The organism is Streptomyces sp. NPDC096176 (genome assembly GCF_044763255.1).
Taxonomy (GTDB): domain Bacteria; phylum Actinomycetota; class Actinomycetes; order Streptomycetales; family Streptomycetaceae; genus Streptomyces.
On record NZ_JBIWFV010000002.1, the window covers coordinates 462331 to 485568 of the forward strand.

General features: G+C 70.2%; 20 protein-coding genes. 14 read left to right on the forward strand and 6 right to left on the reverse strand.

Annotated features, from left to right (window positions below; genetic code table 11):
- Positions 1-28: 28 nt before the first annotated feature.
- The 4 genes from ACIQ7Q_RS07310 to ACIQ7Q_RS07325 all read left to right on the forward strand — a co-directional run bounded on the left by ACIQ7Q_RS07310 (position 29) and on the right by ACIQ7Q_RS07325 (position 5099).
- A complete protein-coding gene (locus ACIQ7Q_RS07310; RefSeq protein WP_403857417.1) occupies positions 29-760 on the forward strand; it encodes a GntR family transcriptional regulator in 732 nt (243 codons plus the stop codon).
- Positions 757-3168 (forward strand): dolichyl-phosphate beta-glucosyltransferase, encoded by a 2412-nt coding sequence (locus tag ACIQ7Q_RS07315; protein WP_403857420.1) that lies wholly within the window; start codon positions 757-759, stop codon positions 3166-3168. Before ACIQ7Q_RS07310 ends, ACIQ7Q_RS07315 begins: the two co-directional genes overlap by 4 nt.
- A 136-nt stretch (positions 3169-3304) precedes the next feature.
- Complete coding sequence (locus ACIQ7Q_RS07320) at positions 3305-3955, forward strand: hypothetical protein (protein WP_403857423.1); 651 nt, start codon at positions 3305-3307, stop codon at positions 3953-3955.
- A gap of 172 nt (positions 3956-4127) precedes the next feature.
- A complete protein-coding gene (locus ACIQ7Q_RS07325; protein WP_403857426.1) occupies positions 4128-5099 on the forward strand; it encodes a class I SAM-dependent methyltransferase in 972 nt (323 codons plus the stop codon).
- A 60-nt stretch (positions 5100-5159) separates the two neighbouring features.
- Here ACIQ7Q_RS07325 and ACIQ7Q_RS07330 read toward each other — a convergent pair whose 3' ends face one another.
- Complete coding sequence (locus ACIQ7Q_RS07330) at positions 5160-5900, reverse strand: SLATT domain-containing protein (protein WP_403857428.1); 741 nt, start codon at positions 5898-5900, stop codon at positions 5160-5162.
- A gap of 366 nt (positions 5901-6266) precedes the next feature.
- Here ACIQ7Q_RS07330 and ACIQ7Q_RS07335 point away from each other — a divergent pair, with 366 nt between their 5' ends.
- The 3 genes from ACIQ7Q_RS07335 to ACIQ7Q_RS07345 all read left to right on the forward strand — a co-directional run bounded on the left by ACIQ7Q_RS07335 (position 6267) and on the right by ACIQ7Q_RS07345 (position 7933).
- The gene (locus tag ACIQ7Q_RS07335; protein WP_403857995.1) at positions 6267-6602 is read left to right on the forward strand and encodes a YbaB/EbfC family nucleoid-associated protein; all 336 of its coding nucleotides are present in this window, start codon (positions 6267-6269) and stop codon (positions 6600-6602) included.
- 79 nt (positions 6603-6681) lie between these two features.
- Positions 6682-7281, forward strand: coding sequence for a recombination mediator RecR (recR, locus tag ACIQ7Q_RS07340; protein WP_264245817.1), 600 nt, complete (start codon positions 6682-6684; stop codon positions 7279-7281).
- Positions 7274-7933: a DUF5063 domain-containing protein gene (locus ACIQ7Q_RS07345; RefSeq protein ID WP_403857432.1), complete on the forward strand. Its 660-nt coding sequence runs from the start codon at positions 7274-7276 to the stop codon at positions 7931-7933. Before recR ends, ACIQ7Q_RS07345 begins: the two co-directional genes overlap by 8 nt.
- A 109-nt stretch (positions 7934-8042) precedes the next feature.
- Here the strand turns inward: ACIQ7Q_RS07345 and ACIQ7Q_RS07350 are convergent, their stop codons facing one another.
- The gene (locus ACIQ7Q_RS07350) at positions 8043-8387 is read right to left on the reverse strand and encodes a hypothetical protein (protein ID WP_403857435.1); all 345 of its coding nucleotides are present in this window, start codon (positions 8385-8387) and stop codon (positions 8043-8045) included.
- Between ACIQ7Q_RS07350 and ACIQ7Q_RS07355 the strand changes: the two genes are divergently transcribed.
- The 5 genes from ACIQ7Q_RS07355 (at position 8365) to ACIQ7Q_RS07375 (ending at position 13873) form a co-directional block, all read left to right on the forward strand.
- On the forward strand, positions 8365-8838 hold the full coding sequence (locus tag ACIQ7Q_RS07355) for a hypothetical protein (RefSeq protein WP_403857438.1): 474 nt from the start codon (positions 8365-8367) through the stop codon (positions 8836-8838). The genes ACIQ7Q_RS07350 and ACIQ7Q_RS07355 overlap by 23 nt on opposite strands.
- A 363-nt stretch (positions 8839-9201) precedes the next feature.
- Complete coding sequence (locus ACIQ7Q_RS07360) at positions 9202-10473, forward strand: aspartate kinase (protein ID WP_403857441.1); 1272 nt, start codon at positions 9202-9204, stop codon at positions 10471-10473.
- A complete protein-coding gene (locus ACIQ7Q_RS07365; protein WP_403857444.1) occupies positions 10470-11561 on the forward strand; it encodes an aspartate-semialdehyde dehydrogenase in 1092 nt (363 codons plus the stop codon). Before ACIQ7Q_RS07360 ends, ACIQ7Q_RS07365 begins: the two co-directional genes overlap by 4 nt.
- 303 nt (positions 11562-11864) lie before the next feature.
- Positions 11865-12527, forward strand: coding sequence for a SigE family RNA polymerase sigma factor (locus ACIQ7Q_RS07370; protein WP_403857447.1), 663 nt, complete (start codon positions 11865-11867; stop codon positions 12525-12527).
- The gene (locus tag ACIQ7Q_RS07375; RefSeq protein ID WP_403857450.1) at positions 12524-13873 is read left to right on the forward strand and encodes a hypothetical protein; all 1350 of its coding nucleotides are present in this window, start codon (positions 12524-12526) and stop codon (positions 13871-13873) included. Before ACIQ7Q_RS07370 ends, ACIQ7Q_RS07375 begins: the two co-directional genes overlap by 4 nt.
- A gap of 371 nt (positions 13874-14244) precedes the next feature.
- Here the strand turns inward: ACIQ7Q_RS07375 and ACIQ7Q_RS07380 are convergent, their stop codons facing one another.
- The 4 genes from ACIQ7Q_RS07380 to pstS all read right to left on the reverse strand — a co-directional run bounded on the left by ACIQ7Q_RS07380 (position 14245) and on the right by pstS (position 19567).
- Positions 14245-15000 (reverse strand): SURF1 family protein, encoded by a 756-nt coding sequence (locus ACIQ7Q_RS07380; RefSeq protein ID WP_403857453.1) that lies wholly within the window; start codon positions 14998-15000, stop codon positions 14245-14247.
- Positions 15001-15197: 197 nt separating this feature from the next.
- Positions 15198-17039 carry a S9 family peptidase gene (locus ACIQ7Q_RS07385; protein WP_403857996.1) on the reverse strand — a complete coding sequence of 614 codons (1842 nt, stop codon included), beginning with the start codon at positions 17037-17039 and terminating at the stop codon, positions 15198-15200.
- A gap of 588 nt (positions 17040-17627) precedes the next feature.
- Positions 17628-18203, reverse strand: coding sequence for a TerD family protein (locus tag ACIQ7Q_RS07390; protein WP_403857456.1), 576 nt, complete (start codon positions 18201-18203; stop codon positions 17628-17630).
- 248 nt (positions 18204-18451) lie between these two features.
- Positions 18452-19567 (reverse strand): phosphate ABC transporter substrate-binding protein PstS, encoded by a 1116-nt coding sequence (gene pstS, locus ACIQ7Q_RS07395; protein WP_403857997.1) that lies wholly within the window; start codon positions 19565-19567, stop codon positions 18452-18454.
- Positions 19568-19757: 190 nt separating this feature from the next.
- Between pstS and ACIQ7Q_RS07400 the strand changes: the two genes are divergently transcribed.
- Positions 19758-20471, forward strand: a complete 714-nt coding sequence (locus tag ACIQ7Q_RS07400; protein ID WP_403857459.1) for a formylglycine-generating enzyme family protein — start codon at positions 19758-19760, stop codon at positions 20469-20471.
- Between the two features lie 635 nt (positions 20472-21106).
- Positions 21107-22828 (forward strand): methionine--tRNA ligase, encoded by a 1722-nt coding sequence (gene metG, locus ACIQ7Q_RS07405; protein WP_403857462.1) that lies wholly within the window; start codon positions 21107-21109, stop codon positions 22826-22828.
- Positions 22829-23238: the final 410 nt, after the last annotated feature.

Below are 23238 nucleotides of genomic sequence, written 5' to 3' on the forward strand. Positions count from 1 at the left end.
GCAACCGAAGGCGAAGGAGAAGGCCACGATGCCCGGCTACGGCAGCGGTAGCGGTGGCGGGAGCGGCAGCAGTGGCGCCGTGACCCGCAACACCCTGCGGCAACAAATCGCCGACGCGCTGCGTGACGAGGTGCTCGCGGGCCGTATGCAGCCGGGCCAGGAGTTCACCGTCAAGGAGATCGCCGATCAGTACGGCGTCTCGGCGACGCCCGTGCGTGAGGCGCTCGTCGACCTCTCCGCCCAGGGGCTGCTCGACTCCGACCAGCACCGCGGTTTCAAGGTCCACCAGTTCTCCGTCGACGACTACCGGACCATGGTCGACACGCGGTCGCTCGTCGTGGACGCCTTGTTCGGCCGGATCGAGAAGCGCAGGCACACGCCGCCGGCCCCGCAGGCGCTGATGTCCGTACGACGCCGGGCGGAAGAGGCCGCGCGGGCCGCGCGTACCGGGGACCTGGACATCCTCATCGGCTACGACCTGCGCTTCTGGCGCGAGCTCGGCGCGCTCGTCGCGAACCGCTACATCTGCGACTTCCTGCACCGCCTGCGGTTGCAGGCGTGGGTGTTCGCCGTACCGTTCCTGCGCGCCGACCCCGAGATGTCGGACTGGCTGTGGGGCGGCCATCAGGACATAGTCGACGCGGTGACGAAGGGCGACGCGGACGGGGTGCGCGCCGCGATCAGCGCCTACAACGACCACGCCCTCGTCTGGGCGGACCGGCTCGAACGACGGGCGCAACGGGGACGGCAAGAGCGGTGAGCGTGGATCTGAGTGTTGTCGTCCCGGCGTACAACGAGGAGGCGCGGTTGCGCCCGACGCTGGACGCCATCTGCGCCTATCTGCATACGGATCCGGACCGCTGGGGCGACTGGGAGCTGATCGTCGTCGACGACGGTTCCACCGACGCCACCGCGAAGATCGCCGAGGAGGCGGCGTCCGAGGAGCCGCGCATCCAGCTTGTGTCGAGCGGGACGAACCGCGGGAAGGGCAACGCCCTGCGCCTCGGCGTTCTCGCCTCGTACGGCCGGCGCGTTCTGGTGACGGACGCCGACCTGGCGACGCCCATCGAGGAGCTGGAGCGGCTCGGCAAAGAACTGGTGAGCACGGACGCCGCTGCCGCGATCGGTTCTCGCGCGCACCCCGACGCCCGGATCGAGGTGCATCAGCGGCCCCTCCGCGAGTGGCTCGGCCGGATGGGCAACCGCCTGATACGTGCGGTCGCGGTCTCCGGCATCCGCGACACGCAGTGCGGTTTCAAACTCTTCGACGGCGACAAGGTACGCGCCGCGTTCGCCGACTCGAGGCTCGACGGGTGGGGGATCGACGTCGAGATTCTCCGCTTCTTCCGGCGCGCGGGCTGGCCCGTGACCGAGGTCCCGGTCCGCTGGTCGCACCGGGCAGGCTCCAAGGTCAGACCCGCCGACTACGGCAAGGTGCTCCTGGAACTGCTGCGGCTGCGCGCCCGTGCCGTGCGCCGCGTGGACCTGGCCGTCGTCGGGCTGTTCCTGGTCGCGTCCGTACTGCTCTACAAGGGGCTGTGGGCGGACCTGGACCGGGCCTACCTCCGCGACGCGGGACAGGACCAGAACCAGTGGGAGTGGTTCTTCGCCGTCACCGCCGACAACGTCGTCCATCTGCGCAACCCCCTCTTCACGACCCTGCAGAACAATCCCGACGGCGTGAACCTCATGGCGAACACGGTGATGCTCGGCCTGTCCGTGCCGTTCACGCCGATCACGCTCGCTTTCGGGCCGACCGTCACGTGGGCGCTCGTCCTCACCTTGGGGCTCGCCGCGACGGCGAGCGCCTGGTACTGGCTGATCGCCCGGCGCCTGGTGAAGAGCCGCTGGGCGGCCGCGCTCGGCGGCGGGTTCGCCGCCTTCGCGCCGCCGATGATGTCGCACGGCAACGCCCACCCGAACTTCCTCGTCCTCTTCATGATCCCGGTGATCATCGATCGGGTGCTGCGCCTCTGCGAGGGCAGGAACGTCCGGCGGGACGGGGTGCTGCTCGGTCTCTTCGCGACGTACCAGATCTTCCTCGGCGAGGAGCCGCTGCTGCTCGCCGCCATGGGCATGCTGCTGTTCGCGCTGTCCTACGCGCTCGCGGCTCGCGACGTGGCCAAGGTGGCGTGGCGGCCGCTGCTGCGCGGAACGGGCATCGCGCTGCTGGTGTGCCTGCCGCTGGTGGCGTTCCCGTTGGGCTGGCAGTTCTTCGGGCCGCAGAGCTACAAGAGCGTGCTGCACGGCGACAACGCCGGCAACAGCCCGCTCGCCTTCCTGCAGCTCTCCGGCCGGGCACTGATGGGCTCCGACGCCGGAGCCGACCCCCTCGCGATGAACCGCACCGAGCAGAACGCCTTCTACGGCTGGCCGTTGATCGCGCTGGCGGTCGCGATCGTGATCCGGCTGTGGCGGCTCGCGCTCGTCAAGGCCCTCGCCTGCACGGCGGTCGCCGCGGCGTTCCTCTCCCTCGGGCCCAAGTTCCGCATCCCGTACACCGACATCGTGCTGACCGGGCCGTGGCGGGCGCTGGCCCACCAGCCGCTGTTCGAGTCGGTCATCGAGTCGCGGGTGGCGATGATCTGCGCCCCCGTCCTCGGTGTCCTCCTGGCGCTGACCGCCGACCGGCTGGCGGCATGGCGGCCGCTGATGCGGGGCCTCGGTTTCGCGGCGCTGGCGGCGGCCCTCGTGCCGGTACTGCCGACGCCCTATCCCGTGCGGGACAGGGCCGAGATCCCGGGCTTCATCACCCAGGGCACCTACGCCGAGTACCTCGCGGAGGGCGAGTCCCTGGTCACCGTGCCGCTGCCGAGTCCGGGCGGCGCCGAGGTACTGCACTGGCAGTCGGCGACGGGCCTCGGCTTCAAGGTCGCCGGCGGGTACTTCAACGGGCCGTGGGGCCCCGACCGCATCGGCATCTACGGCGCGACCCCCCGCCACACCTCGAACCTGCTGAACGAGGTCCGCGACACCGGCCGCGTACCGGTCATCGGCCCCAACTGGCGTGCACAGGCTCGGGAGGACCTGAAGGCGTGGAACGCGGGTGTCGTGGTGCTGGCGCCGCAGTACAACGCCGGGCCGTTGTACGAGGCGGTGACGAAACTCCTGGGCCGGCCGGGGGAGAGGGTGGGCGGGGTGTGGGTATGGGACGTGGGAGCGGAGTGACAAGGGGGTACCGGGCCGCACCAAAACGTGTGGAACAGCACCCTTCGCGGACCCGGCCCTCGGCACTACGCTGTCCCGACCATCGTCGTCTTCACGCTTCCTCCACCTCCTCGAACTGCTGAGAGCGAGCACTCCCTTGGCCTGTGACCTGTGGCTGGTCCCCCTTGTCGACGTGCTGTGCCACAGCCCCGACAATCCCTTCGCCGAAGAGATCGCCTCCTACGACAAGGCGCTGACCGGCGCGGGCCTGCCGACGGTGCCCGTCTTCGCCTACATGCCGGGTCTGTCGGGCGATGTCGCGCCGGTGGCCGGCTTCGACTACGACGCGCTGCACTTCCTGCGGCGCGCCTATCTGCTGCAGCTGTGCGGGCTCGCGGTGACGCCGGTGGACGAACTGGGCGGCGACTACGAGCAGTTGCTGGAGATGTTCGAGGCGACGGCACAGCAGTCGCATCTGGTGTGGCACTACGACCACGCCGGCGCGTACGTCCCCGTCGACTTCGCGACCCCGCTGTTCAACGACGAACTCCTCGAGGGCGGCGGCCCCTTGGGATCCACGCAAGGCCTGCTGCGCGAGCTGGAGTACGTGGCCCCCGCCATCGGCATCGACCCAACGAACCCTCCGGCCGCGCCTGAGCCGCCGGAACGCCCCACGGCCCTGGAGGAGCCCGCGGGCCCGATCCCTTACGACGAAAGCCCGTTCGCGCGTGAACGGCATGTCTGGCTGGGGCTGCACGCGGCGGCGACGCGGAGCCTGGGCCAGGGCTCAATGATCATCTTCAGCTGACGTACGCCTCGGGGCTGACGCGGGCGTCGTGCCTGGCGTGCGCGAGGCGCCTGCCCTGCGTGTGGCGCCTGACGTCCGGCCGCGCCTGACGTCGGCGCCGCGCCCCGGGCGGTTAAGACGCCGGACAGATGCCCGACAGCTGCCGGACACCTCCTACCGGTAGGACCGGGGCATGTCGCAGACAAGTACCCCCGTAGAGGGGACGGCCGCGGAGGAACTTCCCAGGCCGGAGCGGTTCGCTGACGTCAAGGGCTGGTTCTGGCCGGTCGACCAAATGATCTTCGACTGGTTTCTTGCCCGCCAGGCGGACACGGACCGGCGGGGGGATCTGCTGGAACTCGGGGCCTATATGGGCAAGAGCGCGATCTTCCTGGGTGGCTACCTCGGTGAGGGGGAGACGTTCACGGTCTGCGACCTGTTCGACTCCCCGGCCCCCGACGATCCCAACAGCGCCGAGATGGACCGCAGTTACGCGACCCTGACGCGGCGGGCCTTCGAGACGAACTACCTCTCCTTCCACGACGAACTGCCCACCGTGGTGCAGGCCCCGACCTCCGTGATCACCTCGAAAGTCGCCCCCGGAACCTGCCGCTTCGTCCACGTCGACGCCTCGCATCTCTACGAGCACGTCCACGGTGACATCGAGGCGGCGCGTCAACTCCTCGTCCCCGACGGCATCGTCGCCTTCGACGACTTCCGGGCCGAGCACTGCCCGGGCGTCTCCGCGGCGGTGTGGGGCGCGGTCGCGACGACCGGCCTCAAACCGATCGTGATCACCGGCAGCAAGCTGTACGGGACATGGGGCGATCCGGCGCCCTTCACCGAGTCCCTGCGCGAGTGGCTGGCAACCCGTACTGACGTCTGGCACGGCGTGGAGGAGGTGGCGGGCCTGCCGCTCATCCGCATCAAGGGCCCCAAGGCCCGGCCCCCGGCCCCGCCGGTCTCCCGCCACGAGCCGCTCGCGGCGCCGGAGCCGCTTCCTGCCCCTGAGCCGCAGCCCGCGCCTGAGCCGCAGCCCGCTGTGCCCGCACCCGCGACCACCGTGACCCCTCCCGTACGCCGCTCCCTGGCCCGCCGTCTGGCGCGGGACCTGCTGCCGCCGATCCTCACCCGCGCCCTGACGTCCGGCTCCCGCCGCCGCTGACGCACGACGGAGTCCGCCTCACCTGACGCCTCACAGCAGCAGGTAAGGAGCCGCCGTGCGTCAGCGCGGCGGCTCCGGGGGACGCTGGCGGGGCATGTTGGGGCGGGTGGTCGGGGGCAGCGGGAACCGGCCCTGGATGACGCCGTGGGACGGATGGTGTTCCGCCGTCGTGCGCGCGGCCGAGGAGGGCAGGCGCAGCGGCGCGGGGCCTGGGCGGAAGTCGGTCATCCAGTCCGACGTCTCCGAGCGGACCAGGTCCGAGATGTCCTCGGAGAAACGTCGCAGCACGCCCAGACAGCGCTCCGCCGCCTCGCTCGCCGTACCTTCCGCCGGACCGAGCACCTCGCGCACGCTCTCCGAAGCCCAGTCGTACTGGAGCGCCTGGAGGCGTCGCTGGACCGCCTGCGCGGTGGCCACGTTCCGCATCCAGCCGGCCGTCAGGCCGAAGTAGCGGTCGCAGGCCAGAGCGGCCGCGGCGCCGAGCAGGGAGAGATAGCCCCAGGGGGCCGCCTGGCCCATCGCGCCCGTGAGGTCGAGCAGGGGCAGCGCGGCTCCCGCGAGGACGCCCAGCGCCGTGCCGAGGCGCAGCAGGCGGGCGGCCCGGCGCTTGCGGACCCGGTCCGAGAGGTACCAGTCCGCCGTGCGCAGCGCGTCCGCCTCGACCCAGCGGTAGAGCTCGTCGAGCCGTGCCGCGGGCTCGCCCCAGTCCCCGAGGGGGAACGACCGCCCCGTCAGGTCTCCCAGCGGCGCCTCGCCGCCCTCCTCCCGGGCCCCCCCGGGCTGCATCTCCGGCTGGCTCACCGGTGCACTCCTCTGCGCTCTGCTGACGACAAGGACTGACGCCCAGGACTGACTATCAGGTCCGAAAAGGTGCTGAAAAGGTGCTGACGTTACACCGCGTGACGTACGTGGCGGGCGTGCGTTCTGAACGGCGCAGGCCCTTCATACCGCCGAATGGTGGGCGGCGGGCCGAAGATCCCTGTATTTCGGCCCACACGGGGTCGCTGGTCAGGTAGTGCAGCCCCGACAGGGCCCCCTGCGCTCACTCGAAAGAGTTGGTCGATGCGGGGTGGGGCATGCCGCCCGGCGAGCACGTAGGCTCGGGCTTACCGATACGTACAGAACCTTGAGTCTCGGATTCAGTCGTCGAAGTAGCCAGGAGTGACCGTGATCCCCGGTGGTGGCCAGCCCGATATGCAGCAGCTGCTCCAGCAGGCCCAGAAGATGCAGCAGGACCTCGCGCAGGCTCAGGAAGAGCTCGCGCGGACCGAGGTCGAGGGTCAGGCCGGCGGCGGTCTCGTGAAGGCCACCGTCACCGGCTCGGGCGAGCTGCGCAACCTCGTCATCGACCCGAAGGCCGTGGACCCGGAGGACACCGAGACCCTCGCGGATCTTGTCGTCGCCGCCGTCCAGGCCGCGAACGAGAACGCGCACCAGCTCCAGCAGGACAAGCTCGGGCCGCTGGCGCAGGGGCTCGGCGGTATGCCGGGCATGCCTTTCTGACCCGTTCCGCCGTTGGCCTTCTGGTGGCCACAGGCACCAACTACCGTAAGCAGCAAGCACTCCAAGGAGAGGCGTTCCGTTGTACGAAGGCGTGGTTCAGGACCTCATCGACGAACTGGGCAGGCTGCCCGGCGTCGGTCCCAAGAGCGCGCAGCGGATCGCCTTCCACATCCTCCAGGCCGAACCCACCGACGTCCGCCGCCTCGCGCACGCCCTGCTCGAGGTCAAGGACAAGGTCCGTTTCTGCGCGGTGTGCGGCAACGTCGCCCAGCAGGAGCAGTGCAACATCTGCCGCGACCCGCGCCGGGACCCGACAGTCGTCTGCGTCGTCGAGGAGCCCAAGGACGTCGTCGCGATCGAGCGGACGAGGGAGTTCCGCGGCCGCTACCACGTCCTGGGCGGGGCCATCAGCCCCATCGAGGGCGTCGGCCCCGACGACCTGCGCATCCGCGAGCTGTTGGCGCGGCTCGCGGACGGCACGGTCACGGAGCTGATCCTGGCCACGGACCCCAATCTGGAGGGCGAGGCCACGGCCACGTACCTCGCACGCATGATCAAACCGATGGGTTTGAAGGTCACGCGGCTGGCCAGTGGACTCCCTGTAGGGGGAGACTTGGAATACGCCGACGAGGTCACGCTCGGACGTGCCTTCGAGGGGAGACGACTGCTCGATGTCTGACGCCATGCTGCACGCCGTAGGACAGGACCCCGACAGCTTCGCGGTCCAGATCGCCGACTCGATCGAGTCCTTCATCGTCGCGACCACCGAGGTCGCGAAGGGCGACGAGCCCGACAGTGCGATCCCGTTCCTGCTGCTGGAGGTCTCCCAGCTGCTGCTCACCGGCGGCCGGCTGGGCGCGCACGAGGACATCATTCCGGAAGAGCGGTACGAGCCCGACACAGGCCCGGATCTCGACGTGGACGAGCTGCGGATGCGTTTCGCGGTCATGCTCGAACCGATCGACGTCTTCTCCGAGGTCTTCGACCCCTATGAGCCCCGCAAGGCCCCGGTGCCGTCGCGGATCTCCGACAGCCTCGCCGACATCATCACCGACCTCCGCCACGGCCTCGCCCACTACCGCGCGGGCCGGACGAGCGAGGCGCTGTGGTGGTGGCAGTTCTCGTACTTCACCAACTGGGGCCCCACCGCCTCCGCGACGCTCAGGGCGCTGCAGTCCCTGGTCGCCCACGTCCGCCTGGACCAGCCGCTCGCCGAACTGGACGGCCTCGACACCGACGAGGACCTGACCGAGGAGAGCCTGGCCGAGGAGGCCGGCAAGGTCATGGTGCGGGAGATCGCCGCCCCGCTGGGTCTGCGGCGGGCTCGCTGACCGGCGGCGGGTCCTGGCGTAAGCCGAGGCGGCGGGCCGCGGCTGAGCTGACCGGCGGGTTGTAGCGGAACCGGTATGTCGGCGTGTCCTGAGAGCCCCCGTGGCCCTGCTACTTTCCGGCCGTTGACCAAAAGGCGTGCAGGAGCGGCGGGGGCGTGGACGTGGTGGCGCAAGGGCGGGCGGTGGCGGCGGCGTTCGCTGCGGTGCTGTTGATGGCGGGCTGTGCCCCGGGCGGCGGTACGGACAAGCCCGCGGCCGCCGGCGCGACGGCGTCGCCCACGGCGGGGACGCCGGACGGGGCCGCGTCCGCTACGCCGTCCGCTTCTGTCTCCGCTTCCGCCGTGGCCTCGGCCGCGCCGTCGAAGCCGGCCGCGGCGACTCCGTCTCGTACCCCGGCCGCAGCCTCGGCGAAGCCGCTCACCAAGCCGGTCGTGAAGCCGACGAAGCTCAGCATGTACGCGTCCGCGGCCGGTGGTCTGAATCTGACCCGTGGCGGCGGCGCCAGAGAGTTCACCGTCAACGTCACCAACGGCAACACGCGCGCTTACGGGGCTGTGGCCGTCGTCTTCCAGATGGAGATGATGATCGGAGCCGACGCCGGTTCGACGCCCGAGCAGAACGGCTTTGTCCTCGAACGCCGCGACCCCGCGAGCGGCACCTGGCGGAACGTCGAGCTCCGGGTCGCCAACGACGTCCAGCCGCACTTCCTCTTCAGCGGCGGCGGCGCACTCGCCAAGGACGCCACGCGGACCGAGCGCTACCGCATCCGCGCCGCCGTGACCGGCCCGGTCGGCTCGACACCCCTGATGATCCGCCTCGTCGACACGACCGCACCCGACAACGCGGCGTACGAGCGGGGCTTCCCCGCCTCCACCTACCTGTCGGTCACAGCGCGCCGGAGCTGACGGCGCCCCCGGCCCGGACCGCAATGCCTCGCGCACGCGGCCATGCGGTCCGGGACCACGAGGGCATGCGAGGGGGGCCACGAGGGCATGCGGGCCGGGACCACGCGGGCAGGGGAGCGGGGACCATGCGGGCATGCAGGCCGGGACCAGGCCGGCATGTGAGCCGGGCCACAGACTCGCGTACCTCGCCGACCCCTGGGCAGTAGTCGATCCGAACGGCCGCGGGCGCCCCTCCGGGGCTTCCGGATGATCACTCTGTGAGCGGGACATCTCACCATGTGACATAACAGGGGCGAACCGCGGCCGCTCGATAGACTGAGCCGACCGCAGTAATGACTGCACAAAACCGAGCGAGGAGCGCACGTGGGCCTTGTCGTGCAGAAGTACGGAGGCTCCTCCGTTGCCGATGCCGAAGGCATCAAGCGGGTCGCCAAGCGAATCGTCGATGCCAAGAAGAACGGCCACCAGGTGGTCGTCGTGGTGTCGGCGATGGGTGACACGACGGACGAGCTGATCGATCTCGCCGAGCAGGTATCCCCGATCCCTGCCGGGCGTGAGTTCGACATGCTGCTGACCGCGGGAGAGCGGATCTCCATGGCCCTGCTGGCGATGGCGATCAAAAACCTGGGCCACGAGGCCCAGTCGTTCACCGGCAGCCAGGCAGGCGTCATCACCGACTCGGTCCACAACAAAGCGCGCATCATCGATGTGACGCCGGGCCGGATCCGTACGGCGCTCGACGAGGGCAACATCGCCATCGTCGCCGGATTCCAGGGTGTGTCCCAGGACAAGAAGGACATCACCACGCTCGGCCGGGGCGGGTCGGACACGACCGCCGTCGCCCTCGCCGCCGCGCTGGACGCCGAGGTCTGCGAGATCTACACCGACGTCGACGGCGTCTTCACCGCCGACCCCCGGGTCGTCAAGAAGGCGAAGAAGATCGACTGGATCTCCTTCGAGGACATGCTGGAGCTCGCGGCCTCCGGCTCCAAGGTGCTGCTGCACCGTTGTGTCGAGTACGCACGCCGCTACAACATCCCGATCCACGTCCGGTCGTCCTTCTCCGGACTGCGTGGAACCTGGGTCAGCAACGAACCGCAAGGGGATCAGAAGGTGGAGCACGCCATCATCTCCGGAGTCGCCCACGACGTCTCCGAGGCGAAGATCACGGTCGTCGGGGTGCCGGACAAGCCGGGCGAGGCCGCGGCCATCTTCCGCACGATCGCGGACGCCGAGATCAACATCGACATGGTCGTCCAGAACGTCTCCGCGGCAGCCACCGCGCTGACGGACATCTCCTTCACCCTTCCCAAGACGGACGGCCGCAAGGCCACGGACGCCCTGGAGAAGGCGAAGAGCGCGATCGGCTTCGAATCGCTGCGCTACGACGACCAGATCGGCAAGATCTCGCTGGTCGGCGCCGGGATGAAGACCAACCCGGGCGTCACCGCCTCGTTCTTCGAGGCGCTGTCCGACGCGGGCGTGAACATCGAGCTGATCTCGACCTCCGAGATCCGTATCTCGGTGGTCACCCGGGCCGACGACGTGAACGAGGCCGTGCGCGCCGTGCACACCGCCTTCGGTCTCGACTCCGATTCCGACGAGGCGGTCGTCTACGGAGGCACCGGGCGATGAGCCGTAAACCGACGCTCGCGGTCGTCGGAGCGACCGGAGCCGTCGGTGCGGTGATGCTCCAGATCCTGTCGCAGCACGCTGACGTCTGGGGCGAGATCCGCCTTGCCGCCTCCCCGCGCTCGGCCGGCCGCAAGCTGGCCGTGCGCGGGGAGGAGTGCGAGGTCATGCCGATCGGCGAGGACCTCCTCGACGGCGTGGACGTGGCCCTCTTCCTGGTGCCCGGCGACGTGTCCGAGCGCTGGGCGCCCGTCGCCGTGGCCAAGGGTGCGGTCGTCGTCGACGCCTCACCGGCCTTCCGGATGGACCCTGACGTCCCGCTGGTCGTCCCCGAGATCAATCCCCATGCCGTCCGGGTGCGCCCGCGCGGCATCGTCGCGAGCCCGCACGACACCACGCTGGCGATGCTCCCCGCCATCGGTGCCCTGCACGCCGAGTTCGGGCTGCGTGAACTGGTCGTCTCCTCCTACCAGGCCGTCAGCGGCGCCGGACGCGAAGCCGTGTCCGCCCTGCGGGCACAGATGTCGCTGGTCGCCGGTACGGAACTGGGGGCCGGGCCCGGAGACGTACGGCGCGCGGTGGGCGACGATCTCGGGCCGATCCCGGGCCCGCTGGCACTCAACGTGGTGCCCTGGGCGGGGTCGCTCGCCAACGACGGCTGGTCCACGGAAGAACTGGGACTGCGGGCCGAGACACGCAAGATCCTCGACCTGCCCGGGCTGAAGGTCGCCGCGACCTGCGTGCGGGTGCCGGTACTCACGACGCATTCCCTGTCGGTGCACGCGTGCTTCGAGAACAAGGTCACCGTGGAGCGGGCGCACGAAATCCTCGCCACCTCACCCGGTGTCGTGCTGTACGACAACCCGGAGGCCGGCGACTTCCCCACGCCGGCGGATGTGGTGGGGACCGACCCGACCTGGGTGGGGCGGGTACGACGGTCGCCGGACGACGACTGCGGCCTCGAACTGTTCGTGTGCGGGGACAATCTCCGCAAAGGCGCGGCACTGAACTCGGCGCAGATCGCCGAGGCCGTCGCCGCCGAGTTCAGCTCAAGGCCGGGCGGTGACAAGGCCCGCGAACCGGTCGCTTAATCTCGTGGCCGCGGCGGTTGATGCGCGGCAGCTCGACACAGGCCCTTTGTGGGATCTGTGGACGTTCTGTGGGCAAAACGATGGTCTGTACCACTTGAACCGGCGCGTCGGCATGTTTGATTATTCGCTTCCCCCTTGCTGCAACCGGTAGTTGGGCGGGAGGCGTCTTTGCGGTCACCTCAAGACGGTGTCGCAAAAACTGGGGCATTGGGGAAGAGCGGTGCGCATGCGGGCATTCGGTTCGCCGTCAAAAGCGGTGGCGTACGCGTACAACCCTGGCGGGGGACAACGTGTCCAACAGGCGTGGCAGAGGTTCTCGACATCGCAAGGGTGGTCCCGGTCCGCGGCGCTTCGGTGCGCCCGCTCCGCAGACCCCGTCCGGCCGGCGGCATGCCGGTGATCGCACCCATGCCTGCCTCCCGGGCCACTCGCGTCCCGGCCTCGCGGCAGGGCGCTGACGACGCCATGGCCACAGGCACCACCGTCGACCACCTCACCGAGACCTACCGCGCCCACTACCGCTCGCTGCTCGGTCTCGCCGCGCTGCTCCTCGACGACACCGCCTCCTGCGAGGACGTCGTCCAGGAGGCGTTCATCCGTGTGCACTCCGCGCGCAACCGCGTGCGGGACCCGGAGAAGACGCTCGCCTACCTGCGGCAGACCGTGGTCAACCTCTCCCGCTCCGCGCTGCGCAGGCGCATCCTCGGGCTCAAGCTGCTCTCCAAGCCGATGCCGGACATGGCGAGTGCCGAGGAAGGCGCCTACGACCAGCTGGAGCGGGACGCGCTCATCAAGGCCATGCGCGGGCTGCAGCGCCGCCAGCGCGAGGTGCTGGTGCTGCGATACTTCGCCGACATGACCGAGGCGCAGGTGGCCGAGACGCTGGGGGTGTCCCTGGGCTCGGTGAAGGCATACGGCTCACGGGGCATCGCGGCGCTGCGCGTCGCCATGGAGGCCACGAAATGAGCGGGCGCGGGCGCGACAACAGCTACGAGCACTACGAGCACTACGGGCCGGACGGGCCGTCTGACGACCGGACTGGGAACGAGATTGTGAACAACGGGCCGAACAACGGGCCGAGGCGTCTTCCGACCGATACCGGGCCCGCTGCCGGGCCTGACGCGGAGCGGGACGCGGCGTCCGACACGGGATCCGACATGGGAGCGGATGTGGGATCTGGCCATGGATTCGAGATCGGATCCAGCCAGGGGCCCGACGCCGGTGAAGACAACGGCTCGGGCCGCGGGACCGACCGCGGACCCGACCTCGCGATCGCCCTCGGACTCGGCACCGGGATCGACAGAGGGATGGGCGTCGGAGGGGACGGGGACGAGGACGCGCTGCGGCGGTTGCTGCAGGGAGCCGTCGAGGACATCCAGCCCTCTCCGGGGGCGCTGGAGCATCTGCACCGAGCGGTCCCCGCGCGACGGGCCCGCAAGAGGCAGGCGCTGGTGGGCATGGCCGCCGCGGCACTGCTGATCGGTACCGCCGTGCCCGCCTTCGTCCACGTGGCGAACTCGGCGGGCAGTGAAAAGCCCAACCCGATCAACGCCGGGCACGGTGAGCAGGCACAGGGTGGCACCGGCAACGAACCCGGCGTCACAGGCGGTGACAACGGCACCAAGGGGCCCACGCAGGGCGCGGGCGGTACCGTCGTGCCCGGTCGGACCACCGGGCCGAACCGGCCGACGGACCAGCCCACCGGCGTCGGTGACGGCGCCTCCGGCTCGGTCCAGTCACCCGCGGCCGGAGAGGTACCGGCCTGCACGTCCGATCAGCTGAGCGTCTCCACGGAACTCGGCGTACCGGACGCCGAGGGCAAGGTGTACGGCACCTTCCGTGTCACCAACATCTCCGGCACCGACTGCTTCGCCGCCGGCTCCACCATCGGCTTCCAGGCCATGGGCGCCGCCGACGCGGCCCGGATCGGCGTGGCCCGCCACGCCGCGGGCGACGCGGCGAGCGGGCTGCCCGACCCGACGGCGGCCGAGACGGACGCGGCGATCGCGGTGGCGGCCAAGGCGTACGAGATGAAGTTCGCCTGGGTGCCGTCCGACACCTGCCCGACCGAAGACGATCCCTCTCCCGATCCCTCCCCGTCCGTCGGTGACAGCAGTGGCGGCGGGCAGGGCGGCACCGGCACCTCCGAGGGGAGCGCGGCCGAGCCCCAGCTGGTCACGGAGGACGGGCTGAAGGACGGCAGCGTCGCGGTCACGTACTCGGGGCTGGGCGGCTCGGTGACCGGCCAGACGACGGTGCCGAACGCCTGCGCCGGCACGATCTACTACACGGGCGTACTCCCGGGCCAGTGACGCCGCGGCGGGCTCACGGCCTGTCTGGCCGGCAACGCGGGCGGCCAGCGGCCCCGCCGCCGTATCGGGCACGGGTCCGCGTTCGTCCCCCCAATGTCCGGGGCGGGTTCGCGTTCCTCTGTGCTGTGCCGGGGCGCGGCGTCCCCGTAGCCTCCGGGGGCACGGGTCGGTGTTGGCCCTCGTGCCTCCGGGGCACGGGTCCGTGTTCGTCTGCGCTGTGTCGGGGCGTGCTCCACGGCCGGTGACACGTGCGGGCCTACGGCCCCGCCGTACCGGGGCACCGGTTGGCGTGCGGCCCCTTGTGTCCGGGCGCGGGCTCGGCTCCGCCCAGCCGCGCGCCCGGCGACGGCACGGCCGCCCGGAGCTCGTCCTCAGGCGGCTTCGGCGTCCAGGCCCAGAGCCCGGTCGCGTTCCGCCTCCGCCTCGCGGCGGACCAGGCGGAACCACATGAAGAGCACGAAGCCGGCGAAGACGAACCACTCGCCCGTGTAGCCGAGGTTCTGGAAGGCTTTCAGGTCCAGGCCGCTGTTCTGGGGTGCTGCGGCAGGGACGGCGGTCAGACCGTCGTCCGCCGTGGTCAGCGTGACCCATGCGTCGTACACGTCGTCCGGTACGAGATTCACCAGCGACGCCGCGCTGATCATGCCGAGCTGTCCGCTCGGCAGGCCGCCCGCCGTGTGTACCCCGTCGGTGCCGCTGGACTCGGAAGCCTGAAGCGCACCGGTCACCGTGACCTCGCCGGCCGGCGCCGCCGGGGCGGGGGCGCCCTGGGGCAGCCAGCCCCGGACCACGGGAAGTGTGCGCCCGCCGTCCGTCTTCAGCAGCGTCAGGATGTACGAGCCCCGCTTGCCGTCGAGCTCACGCTCCGGGACCAGGAACTGCTCCCCGTATCGGCCCGTGGCCGTCGCCGTCCGGCCGGACGTCTCCTTGTCGACGGGGAGCAGTTCGTCGAGCGGCACCGCCTTCTGCTGTTGCGGTTCCGGCTTCCGCTCCGCCGCGCGATGAGAGTCGACGCGGTCCTCGAACCTGCCCAGCTGCCACGAGCCCATGAAGATGCAGAACGGGATCGCCAGCAGCACGAAGACGTTGATCCCCCACCAGCGGGGCGTCAGCAGGAATCGGTACACCCCTCCACGGTACGGAACGCTTCGGGCGCTCCGGGTGCCGGGGCCGTTGTGACGGCAGCCTCACGGGGGCGGGCCGAACGATCGCCACCGCCGCCGCAGAGGCTGCGCCCGCCTCGCGCTCGAGACTGCCGTCACCAGATGCCCACCGGTGCCTCGCCGCCGTCACCGCCGGCCTCTGCGCCTGCTCCCGTGGGGTCTCAGCTCTGCTGCATGGCTGCCCCCAGATGACGGTCGGCGAAGTCGATCTCCAGCCGCACCTGCTTGATGCGCTCCTCCACCACGAGGGAGCCGTGTCCCGCGTCGTACCGGTACACCTCGTGGACCGCGCCGCGCGCCACCAGCCGGTCCACGTAGTTGTCGATCTGACGGATCGGGCAGCGCGGGTCGTTGACGCCCGCCGAGATGTACACCGGGGCGCGGACGGCGTCGACGTACGTCAACGGGGACGAGGCCTCGAAGCGCTCGGGCACCTCCTCCGGGGTGCCGCCGAGCAGCGTGCGGTCCATCGCCTTCAGCGCCTCCATCTCGTCGTGATACGCCGTCACATAGTCCGCGACCGGGACTGCGGCGAGGCCCAGTGCCCACGCCTCAGGCTGGGTGCCGAGGCCCAGCAGCGTCAGATAGCCGCCCCAGGATCCGCCCGCCAGAACCAACCTCGCCGGGTCGGCGAGGCCCGAGGCGACGGCCCACTCGCGGACCGCTGCGATGTCCTCCAACTCGATCAGACCGACCCGGTGCTTGAGGGCGTCCGTCCACTCCCGGCCGTAACCGGTCGAGCCGCGGTAGTTGACCCGGACCACCGCATAGCCGTGGTCGACCCAGGCGGCGGGACCCGCCATGAATGTGTCGCTGTCGTGCCACGTCGGGCCGCCGTGGATCTCGAAGACGGTCGGCAGCGGGCCCGTGGCCCCGGCAGGCTTCTGCACGAGGGCGTGGACCCGGCCGCCGGGGCTTTCCACCCAGACGTCGTCCACCGGCACCGAAGCCGGCGCCTTCATGCCAGGAGGGTCGAGGACAACGCCGCCTGCGGTCGACCGCACCTGCGGCGGCCGCGCCGCGGACGACCACAGATACTCCACGGCCCCGTCGGGGCGGGCGGTCGCGCCGGAGACGGAACCGACGGGCGTCTCGATTCGGACGAGTGCGTGCGACGCCAGGTCGTAGCGCCACAGCTCACCGCGGGCCTCGAAGCTGTGGGCGATCAGCAGCGCCGAGCCGTCCGGATACCACTCGGCGTTCACATCGCCGGGCAGCTCGATGCCCGGGTCGGTCTGCTCCCCGGAGGCGACGTCCCAGATCATCGGCTCCCAGCGGCCACGCCGCTGGTGCCGGACGAGGAGCCTGGTGTCGCCGTCGACCGGGGCGAACCCGAGGGCCTCGAGCCCGAGCTCCACCGTGCCGCCCTCGGTGTCGTCGAGCGCGGCCACCGGGCTCCCGTCCAGGCGGGTCACACGCAGCGCGGAGTGCATCGCGTCCCCGTGCTCCGTGTGCTCGATCGCGAGCAGCGATCCGTCGTGCGAGAGGCCGCCCACGCCGGCCGACTCCCGATGCCGGTAGATCTCCACAGGCGCTTCGCCCGCCCGCACGACATGAATCGTCGTGCCGTCCTCGTCGGTGGAGCGACCGATCACCGCAGTGGAGCCATCACGGCCGAGGGCGACACCCGCCGGATACGACGGCTCGAGGCCCGGCGCTGCGGGCACGTCCTCGCCACCGCCGAACGGCTGCCGCATCCAGATGCCGAACTCGTCCCCGTCGGTGTCCGAGAACCACCAGATGGCCTGGCCGTCGGGGGTGACTATCCCGTCCGTCGTCCCGTTCGGCCGGTCGGTCACCTGGCGCTGCTCGCCCGTGGACCGGTCCCAGGCATACAGCTCGTACGTCCCCGTCGCGTTCGACACGAACAAGGAGCGGTCCGGTGCGTCCTCCGCCCAGTCGGGCAGAGAGACACGCGGGGCACGGAAGCGCTTCTCCCAATCGGGCATCGGGGGGGTGTCGGTCATGTCGGGCAGGGTGTGTGCGTCGCTCATGCCCTCCATCAAAGCGGATTTCGCCGACACCCTCCGCAGCCTGTGGATAACTTCTCCACAGGTGGGCGCCGGCGCATCGAGCGACACCTGCTCCGGGCTCTGTCGGCCCTGTCACCGCACCGGTCGCTCGGCTGGGCCGAGGCCGCCGCCTCCCTGGCTGCCTCTGCTCCGTCGCCGCCGCGCCCCGGCCGCTCCTTGGACGGGCGGGACACCGCGTGGCGGCCCGACGGGCACAGCAGCACACGGCGGGGTGATCCCGATGCCGGTGGGGGCCGCACGAGGCAGACCTCGGCATTCTGCTCAGGGGCCGAGGCCTGGGGAGACATGCGGAGGTGGAGAGAGCGCCGGAGGCCGGAGGCCCTCACGGGGGGCACGGCGGCGAAGGTGTGCGAGCGGGTGCAGCGGCGGCCGATGAAACGCAAGGGGCTGGCACACGGAGGCAGTTCGCCGACCCGCGGGCAGCCGGACGGCAGGCCGGTACGACCAGAACGACCGGCCCGGCGCACTGTATGCGGCACGCTGCGGATCAGGCCGGCGAAGGCTTACGTACCGATGTGCCGAGGCCCTCCCGGGCCTCGGCACATCGGACGGGCGTCGTCAGATGTTGACCCCGAAGTCCTGTGCGATACCGCGCAGACCGGAGGCGTAACCCTGGCCCACAGCGCGGAACTTCCACTCCGCGCCGTTGCGGTACAGCTCGCCGAAGACCATCGCGGTCTCGGTCGAGGCGTCCTCGCTCAGGTCGTAACGAGCCAGCTCGTTGTTGTCGGCCTGGTTGACGACGCGGATGAAGGCGTTGCGCACCTGGCCGAAGGACTGGCTGCGGCTCTCGCCCTCGTGGATCGACACCGGGAAGACGATCTTGTCGACCTCGGCGGCCACGCCGGCCAGGTTGACCTTGATCTGCTCGTCATCGCCCTCGCCCTCACCGGTGAGGTTGTCACCGGTGTGCTCGACGGAGGCGTCGGGGCTCTTGAGGTTGTTGAAGAACACGAAGTGCTGGTCGCTCAGGACCTTTCCGTTCGTGTCCACCAGCAGGGCGCTGGCGTCCAGGTCGAAGTCGGTCCCGGTGGTGCTGCGGACGTCCCAGCCGAGGCCCACGACGACCGCGGCCAGGCCCGGGGCCTCCTTGCTGAGCGAGACATTGCCGCCTTTGGAAAGGCTGACTCCCATGGAAATCCCCTGCGCAATCCGGCGCGGGCCGCGCCTCTTGACGGTTTCTTTGCCCAACCGGACAACGAGCGACCTGCCGGTCTGGTTCCCCGTTCGCCCGTTCGGCCGTAGCCGCTCCGCTCCTCCGCGCGCGGGCTGCCGCAGGGAACCCCGGCAGAAGGCCGTCCGTGCCCACAGGCAGCCGGCCAGTCCGAGGCCGACGCACCAATCCAGGGATACGATTCCGCTCCGCGCATGCGGCCGTCCCGTCAGGACAGGCTGCTCACCACGTCACGCACCTTCGCCGCCACCTTCTCCGGCAGTGGCGCGTAGTGGATGCGTGAGAGGCCCTGCTGTCCTTCCTCGCTCGCGGTGTACGTGAGAAACGACTTCAGTGCGGGCAGAACATCGGTCCGATTGCCTGTGGCGCACACGACCTCATACGTGACGAGGACCATGGGATACGCCCCCGGCGCCTGGGTCCGGTAGTCGAACTCCAGCGTCATGTCCTTGCCCGCGCCGACGTCAGCGGCCGCGGCGATGCCTTTCGAGGCCGCCTCGGCGGTGGGGGCGACCGGCTCCGACGCCCCGGTGTCCAGCCTGACGGCGGGGATCTTCCCCTCCTTCGCGAACGACAACTCGAAGTAGCCGATCGCGCCGTCGGTGTGGAGAACCTCGGATGCCACCCGGTCCGAACCGCTGGCGGAATGGCCGCCCTTGGCCTGCCAGGCCTTCTCCTTCGGATACGGCCACACGTCCGGCGCCGCTTCCGCCAGGTACGCGTTCAGGTTCTGGGTGGTGCCCGATCCGTCGGAGCGGTGCACCGCGGTGATCGACGTCCTGGGCAGCTCGACGCCCGGGTTCAGGCGCTGGATCGCCGGATCGTTCCACCGGGTGATCTCGGAGTCGAAGATCCTCGCCAAGGTGCGTGCGTCGAGGACGAGGTCGTCGACACCCTCGAGGTTGTAGCCGATGGCGATGGGACCGCCGACCATCGGAAGGTCGATGGCGCTGCCTCCGGGGCACACGTCCCGGGAGAACGCGATCTCCTCCGGCTTCAGCGCCGTGTCGGTCCCGCCGAGCACTGTCGCCCCGCGCAGGAACTGGGCCACACCGCCACCGGATCCGAGAGGCACGTAGCGGATCTGCACCCCCGGGCACGCACTCTGGTACTCCCGCATCCAGTGGCGCATGGCGTTCTGCTGGGCGGACGAGCCGGAGGCCGCGATCTTCCCCTGCTCGGCGCATTCGATCCGACTGGTCTGCTGCACGGAAGGCCGGTCGTCCGCCGCCTCGCCGCCACCGCCACCGACACCGCAGGCCGTGAGGCACAGAGCGCTGCCAACGGCCGCCGCGACGACGCCGTACAGCCGCGCGCGGCCCATCGGTCGATGCTGCACCGAGGTTCCTTTCGGGAGGCCCTTTCGGGAGAGCCGGGAGCAGCGATGCTCGCCGATGGATGTGTGACAGAGGTGACGGGCGGGCGAACATCTGTCGGCACCACACTTTTTTCTGAGTGTCCGAGGTCTTACGGACGGATTCCCGTGCCGGACCAGTGGATAGGATCACCCGATCATGGACGTGGACACAGGGCAGGAAATGATCGAGGTCCCGCCCGGGCAGGTGACGCTGTCGGACCGGCGGACGCAGCGGAGTTGGACGGTGGAGCTCTCGCCCTACCGGATCGCGGCCGTCCCGGTCACCCAGGCGCTGTACGCCCGTATCACCGGCGCACGGCCGAGCACCGCGCAGGGCGACCGCCTCCCCGTCGAGGGAGTTTCGTGGTGGGACGCTGTGAGCTTCTGCAACGCCCTGTCCCGACACGAGGGCTTGAAGCCCGTGTACCGTCTCGGCGCCGGCGCCGAGACGGGAACCGCCGAGACGGGAACGGCCGAGACGGAAACCGCCGAGTGGGACTGGGCGGCCGACGGGTACCGGCTGCCGACCGAGGCCGAGTGGGAGCACGCGTGTCGTGCCGGTACGGCCGGCGCGCGGTACGGGCACCTCGAAGAGATCGCCTGGTACCGCGCCAACTCGCACGAGCAGATTCACGATGTGGGCGGCAAACAGCCCAACGCGTGGGGTCTGCACGACATGTTGGGCAACGTCTGGGAATGGGCCTGGGACGTCTACGACGCCGAGGTCTACGGCACCTACCGCGTGCTGCGCGGCGGCGGCTGGTTCGACGAGCCGTGGAGCTGCCGCGCCTCGGTGCGGCGCCGCAGTCATCCGACGTTCCGGATCGACGACGTGGGTTTCCGCGTCGCGCGCACCGTCCGGCCGCGCTGACGAGCGCTCACGGCATCCGTGCCATCAGGCGGAAGCAGCCCCGTAGTGTACCCGCGTGACCTCAACGCCCCCATCGTTGCCGATACGTCACGGCCGTAGAGGAGTCCGAGCCCGTCTGGACTTCGGGGAATCCGGGAGCGCCGATGACTCCGGGGAGCTGTTGTGGGACGCGAGGGGCGTGCGCCGCCGGATACCCGTGGAAGCGATCGAACGCGTGGAGGCGCAAGGAGAGAAGGGGAGCCCCGGTCCGGCATGGCGGCTGTTTGCTGGCTGCTGGGCCCGGCGCTCATCGCCGCGGGCCGGCCGGCGTTGCGGGTCGGGTGGAGGTTGACCCGAGAGGCATGGGCGCTGCGCACCCGAGTTGCGGGCTCTAATATGAGGACCGCCTTGGCCGTACGGGACTTGCTTGGCCGCCTGTCCCGGACGGCCGAGTGCGTTTTCGACCGTGTCCGTCCGAGGGATAAACGGCTCGCCGCGACGGCACCGGGGTGCCATACGATTGCGGCGGTTTGCAGATCCCGTCACCGCGCGTGACCCGGTTGAGCTGCTTGAGCAGCCGCGCCGGCTGCGACCTCCTGACTGGGCGTGCCGCGGCACCGCCGCCGGCGCCGTACGTACGAATGGAGCATCCAAGGATGGCTCGACACCTGGTAACCAGCGCGCTTCCCTATATCAACGGGATCAAGCACCTGGGAAACCTGGTCGGGTCGATGCTTCCGGCTGACGTGTACTCCCGGTACCTCCGCCGGCGTGGTCACGACGTTCTCTACATCTGTGCCACGGACGAGCACGGCACGCCGGCCGAGCTGGCCGCCAAGGAGTCCGGGCTGTCGGTCGCCGAGTTCTGCGCGCAGGCACACGATGCGCAGAAGGCCGTGTACGACGGGTTCGAGCTGTCCTTCGACCACTTCGGGCGCAGCTCCTCGCAGCAGAATGCCGAGATCACCCAGCACTTCGCGCGCAAGCTGAACGAGAACGGCTTCATCGAGGAACGCGCGATTCGCCAGGTGTACTCGCCGGCTGACGGCCGCTTCCTCCCGGACCGGTACGTCGAGGGCACGTGCCCGCACTGCGGGTACGAGAAGGCCCGCGGCGACCAGTGTGAGAACTGCACCCGGGTCCTCGACCCGACCGACCTGATCCACCCGCGCTCGGCGATCAGCGGTTCCACGGACCTGGAGGTCCGCGAGACCACACACCTTTTCCTGCTGCAGTCCAAGCTCCAGCACGAGGTCGAGGCATGGATCACCACCGTCAGTGCAGAGTGGCCGCACCTGTCCACATCCATCGCCCGCAAGTGGCTGACCGAGGGCCTGAACGACCGCGCCATCACCCGCGACCTGGACTGGGGTGTTCCCGTCCCGGCCGACACCTGGCCGGAGCTCGCGGCTGAGGGCAAGGTCTTCTACGTCTGGTTCGACGCTCCGATCGAGTACATCGGCGCGACGAAGGAATGGTCGGACGCTGCCCCGGACGGCGACACCCGTGACTGGAAGTCGTGGTGGTACGAGGCCGACGGCATCGTCCGGTACACGCAGTTCATGGCCAAGGACAACGTCCCTTTCCATACGGTGATGTTCCCGGCCACCGAGCTCGGTGTGCGCGAGCCGTGGAAGAAGGTTGACGTCGTCAAGGGGTTCAACTGGCTGACGTTCTACGGCGGCAAGTTCTCGACCTCCCAGAAGCGTGGCGTCTTCACCGACGCGGCCCTGGAGATCCTGCCCAGCGACTACTGGCGTTACTTCCTGATTGCCAACGCCCCCGAGTCCGACGACTCGTCGTTCACCTGGGAGCACTTCGCTGCGACGGTCAACAAGGACCTGGCCGACACGCTCGGCAATTTCGTCAACCGCGTGCTGTCCTTCTCGCGTAAGCAGTTCGGCAGCGAGGTCCCGGCCGGCCGGCCCGCCGGCGAGGCGGAGGCCAGGCTCGGCGAGGAGATCGCACGGCTGCTCGCCGAGTACGAGGAGCAGATGGAGGCCCTCCAGTTCCGCAAGGCAGCCGCCGGGCTGCGGGCCCTGTGGTCGGCGGGCAACTCCTACCTGGAGGAGAAGGCCCCTTGGCTGGAGATCAAGACCGATCCGGAGGGCGCGGCCCTGACCCTGCGTACGGCGATGAACCTCATCCACCTCTACGCGGTCGTCTCCGAGCCCTTCATCCCCGCCTCGGCCGCCGCCCTGCGCGGTGCGTTCGCCGTGGAAGGCGACACCGTGCCCTGGGCGACCGCCGAGCAGGCCAAGTCCCTCGACGCTGTTCCGGCCGGTACGCCGTTCACAGTGCCGCCCGTCCTTTTCACGAAGATCACGGAGGAGGGCCTGGAGTCCTACCGTGAGCGCTTCGGCGGAGCCGACGTCTGAGCCAGGGCTCGAGGCCGCCGGCGAACACGAGGGCTGAGGACCCCCCACAGGGGGAGGGCCTTCAGCCGTCGAGGTGTTGCCGGGGAGCGTCTTCACGCAGGCGCTTGGCTGGGTCGGCGGCATCCCCGACGAAGCGGATCCCTTCGGCGCTCAGGACGTCCGCGGGCGTGTCCGTGCGAGAGGGGTCGGGCCACTGGAAGCCGGAGCTGACCTCCCCGGCGGCCGTGAGGACCCGCCAGGGGTTGGGGCATTGCCCGCAGGTTGCCAGCCGAGGTAGCGCTCCGGTTCTTCGGCGTCGCAGAAGTCGTCGAGGAGCGTGTGGAAGATGTGCTCCAGGATCGGCAACGTGTACGACCCGAGGGGGCGGGTGCTTCCACAGGGGACGACCGGGTCCGGTGCTCACCCGGATC